4 protein-coding genes are annotated in these 4,174 nt (G+C 75.3%); 1 reads left to right on the plus strand and 3 read right to left on the minus strand.

From position 1 onward, the window contains the following. Window positions 1-134: 134 nt before the first annotated feature. From G3I42_RS02945 to G3I42_RS02955, 3 genes are all read right to left on the minus strand, one after another. A complete protein-coding gene (locus tag G3I42_RS02945) occupies window positions 135-347 on the minus strand; it encodes an I78 family peptidase inhibitor (protein ID WP_164282283.1) in 213 nt (70 codons plus the stop codon). Between the two features lie 358 nt (window positions 348-705). Then, the gene (locus tag G3I42_RS02950; RefSeq protein ID WP_164282284.1) at window positions 706-1,575 is read right to left on the minus strand and encodes a hypothetical protein; all 870 of its coding nucleotides are present in this window, start codon (window positions 1,573-1,575) and stop codon (window positions 706-708) included. Beyond that, complete coding sequence (locus G3I42_RS02955; protein ID WP_164282285.1) at window positions 1,572-2,831, minus strand: glycosyltransferase family 4 protein; 1,260 nt, start codon at window positions 2,829-2,831, stop codon at window positions 1,572-1,574. The genes G3I42_RS02950 and G3I42_RS02955 overlap by 4 nt, the downstream gene beginning before the upstream one ends. Before the next feature lie 536 nt (window positions 2,832-3,367). Between G3I42_RS02955 and G3I42_RS02960 the strand changes: the two genes are divergently transcribed. Further along, entirely contained in the window at window positions 3,368-4,141 is a 774-nt protein-coding gene (locus G3I42_RS02960) for a hypothetical protein (RefSeq protein WP_164282286.1), read from the plus strand. Window positions 4,142-4,174 lie beyond the last annotated feature (33 nt).

A 4,174-nucleotide genomic window follows, 5' to 3' on the forward strand; every position in this document is an offset into this window, starting at 1 on the left:
CTCCGCCGCGCGGTGAGTCGGCCCGCCCGCTGGCGGGCGGCTGAGGGACCGGAGCGAACGGAGCCCGCCCCGTCGTCGCACGGGGCGGGCTCCGGCCGTCCGGGGCCGGTGGGGGCGCGTGGGCCGCGGCGGGCTCAGCCCTTCCAGCAGCGGCGGACCCGGCCCTCGTCGACCTCGAAGTTGAGCCTGCCGGCCTGGTACTCCATCGTGATCACCGTGCCCGGGGCGAGCGCGCGCACCGTGCGCCAGCCCCGGGCACGCGCGCGTCGCTCGGCCTCCTCGGCCTCGACGCCGACGTACGCGGCGGGCTCGTCGCGGGGCTCCTGGGGCGGGGGGAAGGCTGCCATGGAACCCACGCTAGGGGCTCGCGGCGTGCGGGGGAAGCGGCCGGACGCGGAGGCGCGGCCGGGTGCGAGGGGTCACGCTTCGGTCACGGCACGCCGGGGGGTGTTTCGCGCGGGGTTCGTCACACGTTCGGCCGCTCTTTTCTTATACCGCCGTTATATCGGACTGAATGCCCGGGCACTCTTCCCGTTCTTTTCCCTCCGCACCTAATCCCGCTTCCCGGCTCTTCCCGGCGCTCCCGATAAACGGCCCGGGCGGGAAAGCGCCCCCTGCCCGGAGCGCGCGGGCGGGCCTCCGCGAAATCCTCACGTAATGCGCCACCCGCGCGGGTCCCGGCGAATGCGGGACCGGTCGCCGCCCTCAGGCGGCCGGGTCGGCGGCGGGAGCGACGGCGGTGACGCGGAAGGCGAGGTTGTTGGCGCCGGAGTAGTACGGGCGGGCGCGCAGGCCCTCGTGGACCGTCGCGGGATAGGTGAAGACGGTGTGCCTGTCGACGAGGTCGTCGAGCAGCCTGGCGAGCCGGACCTCGGGCCCCCGGGCGCCGTCGGGGCGGAGCCACACCTGCCAGTGGCGCGGTCCGTGCGCGAGGAGCGGCGCGTGCGCGATGCGCAGCCTCACCTCGCGGCCCTCCCCCGTCACCTCCGCGCGCACCGGCTCGCCCTCGCCCTCCGCGGGCCGCAGTTCGGCGTACGCGGCGGGCGTGGGCACGGTCCCGTAGCAGCGCCCGCGCACCGTCGTCTCGCCGGGCGCGACGTGGACGGCGCCCGCCTCGGCGTGCGGGGCGCGCAGCCAGGCGCGGAGCGCGAGGTTGCCGTACTTGCTGGCGTACGGGAGGTGGACGGCGATCGTGCCGGCGCCCTCCGGGTCGCGGTCGACGAGCGCGCGCAGGTCGTCGAGCCCGGGGCGCAGGCGTACGGGCTCGCCGCCCGGGGGCTCCGCGTGCACCTCCCAGTAGCCCTCGGCGAGGGGGGTGTCGCCCGGCAGGACGGCGCGCAGCGGGCCGGGGCCCGTGGCCGTGAACGGCAGGCGGACCTCCTCGCCCGTGCCGCGCTGCCGCAGCAGCAGCCGCCCGCCCGTGAGCCCCTCGGGCTCGGTGACGACGAAGGCGAGGGCACCCGTGGCGTCGGCGACGCAGCCGACGCTCCACGGCACCCGGGTGCGCCCGCTGGGGGCGGGCGCGGTGTCGGCGGGGCGGCGCTGTGCGGGCGGGGTGGTTGCCGTGGTCCTCATACGGAGCGGTCCTTCTTCGCGGCGGAGCGGGGGGCCAGGACCGTACCGAGGAGTCTGGCGCGCCCGCGGTGGACGGCTCCGCGCAGCAGTCCGGCCGGGCGCGGGCCCCGGGCGGCGCGGAGCGAGGTGAACAGGGACTCGTAGCGTTCGGCGATCGCCGCCGGGTCGTAGCGGGCCGAGGAGCGCAGCGCGGCGGCGGACATCCTGGCCCGCAGCTCGTCGTCGTTGATGAGCTGGAGCAGACCGGCCGCGAAGGTCTCGGGTCCGGCGTCGACCGGGACGAGGCGGCCGTTGACGCCGTCGTCGATGATCTCGCCGGGACCGTGCGGGGCGTCGCTGGAGACGACGGGCAGTCCGCAGCGCATCGCCTCGACGATCGTCATGCCGAAGGATTCGAGCGAGGAGGTGACGGCGGCGACGGAGCCCTTGACCCACTCGGCCTCGATGGGGTGCGCGGGGCCCATGAGGAAGACGTGGTTGTAGAGGCCCAGCTCGTGGACGAGCCGGCGCAGCTTGGTCTCCTGCTTGCCGGTGCCGTAGATGCGCAGTCGCCAGTCGGGGCGTTCGGCGCGGACGCGGGCGAAGGCGCGGATGAGGAGGTCGTAGCGCTTGACGCCGGTGAGCCGGCCCGCCGCGATGACCCATTTGCTGTCGCCCGCGACGGGGGGCAGGGAGGGCGCGGGCACCGGGTTGGCCATGCTCCACACGGGCACGCCCGGCAGGTTCATCCCGGCGCGGTAGGCGCGGGCGTCGGCCTCGGTCGTCGTCGTGAAGCCGTCGAGCAGCGGGTAGGCGGCCTCCAGTTCCTCGCGCAGTTCGGGGCCGTGCGCGCCGAGGGTGAGGTGCTCCTGCCCGATGCGGACCGGGCCTGGGCGGGTGCGGCGGGCGAGGTGGACGTTGAGTCCGGGGCGGGTGCCGATGACGACGTCGGAGGTGAGGCCGGCGAGGTAGGCGTTGATCCGCTCGTCGGTGAGGGCGCTGTACCTGGCGTAGCGGACCTCCGCGCGCGGGAAGTCCGCGGCGGGGCGCTTGAGCAGGGGGTGGGCGCGGTCGGAGCCGCGGCTGTCGGCGCGCAGGTCGACGAGGTGCCGGACGCGGATGCGCGGGTCGGGGGCGAGGGAGGGGGTGTCGCGGTGGCGGAAGACCGAGACGACCTCCACGTCGTGGTGCTCGGCGAGCTGGGCCGCCAGGTTGTACGTCGTGCGGACGGTGCCGCCGATGGCGTACCCGTTGTGGATGAGGAAGGAGATCTGCATACGTGTGTGTCCCGCCGTTGGGCACGGCCCCTCCGGGGCCGCCTGTCACCACCTGAGACCCCCGAGAGGGCCCGGTGGTTGGGTCGTCTTCACGTCCTTGTTGCCGGTCCGTGGCAGGGCAACCCTGCCGCAGTCGGCAACCAGGCGGTTCCCGCGCAGGTCACGGGGTGGTCGCGGGCGCTGGGCCAGGCGGGGGAGAAGTCCAGCCGGATGGCTGCGTTTCCGAGGCTCGTTCGACTGTTTTCAGCCACACCTGAAGAGTCATTTGCTCCCCTTTTACCCCTTTTGCCCTATCGGGGTCCGGGGGCTCGCGCGCGGCCGGTGCGGCGCGTACTCGTACGAAGCCCAGTTCGCGCGGGGCGCGGCGGGAACGCGGGCCCGAGAGGCGGGCGAGGAGCGGAGGCGGCCATTCCGCGCCGGGTGCGGCGTGACCCGGGCTGCGGTCGCCCGTTGACCGGGCGTGTGCCGGGACCCGCCCGGTACGTGCGTGCGCCGGACGTCCCGGGCACGCGGGTATACGAGACCGAGGAGCCCCCGTGCCGCGCATTCTCGACGTCGCCGACGACGTACGCGCCGAGATCGGTGACGAAGAAGCCGATCGGTTGCTCGCCGGGGAAAGTGCTCCCGGCGCCTACGACTGCACCTCCTGCCGCACTCCGGGGGACTCGGAGCACGAGCACACGAGCACCGTGCTCTTCGTCGGCGAGGAGACCGCCGTGCTCGCCTTCGCGCACGCCGGCTGCCTGCCCTCGCAGGTCGTCCGGGTCACCGAGGAGCAGTTGCAGGGCGCCGTCGCCTCGATCACCGCGAGCGAGGCGAGCGAGGGCGAGCTGCCGCAGCAGGCGGTGCTCGGCGTCACGAGCGGCCTCGTGCTGCTCGACGGCGAACTCCACCCCGCGCTCGTCGTGGAACCGACGGGGCCGATCGCCCGCCCCGGCACCACGGGCCCGGACGACGCCTTCCTGCCGCTGCTCCAGGAGCAGGGCTTCGCCCCGGTCCACGAGGTGAGCGCGGTGCCGCAGGTCCTGCACGGCTGGTCGGTGCTGCTCGCGGTGGGACAGTTGCACGCCGTGCTCCAGCCCGGCCCGGACGGCGGCGCCCCCGTCGCCTGGTGGCAGGCCCACCAGCCGCTCCAGGTCACCGAGGGCTGGCGCACCGCGGCGAACAAGCGGCAGAGCGTCCTCGTGTACGCGGCCCCGGCCGGCGGCATCGGCCGCCAGCCCCGCGAGGACCTGCTCCGCGAGGCGCTCGACAAGGCGGCGGCGCGGGGCCTGCTCGTCGCCGCCGCGATGCCGCTGGCCGGTACCTGAGCGCCCGCCCCGGACCACTCGGCCGCCCGGCCT

This window comes from Streptomyces sp. SID11385 (genome assembly GCF_010548245.1).
In the GTDB taxonomy this organism is placed as follows: Bacteria; Actinomycetota; Actinomycetes; order Streptomycetales; family Streptomycetaceae; genus Streptomyces.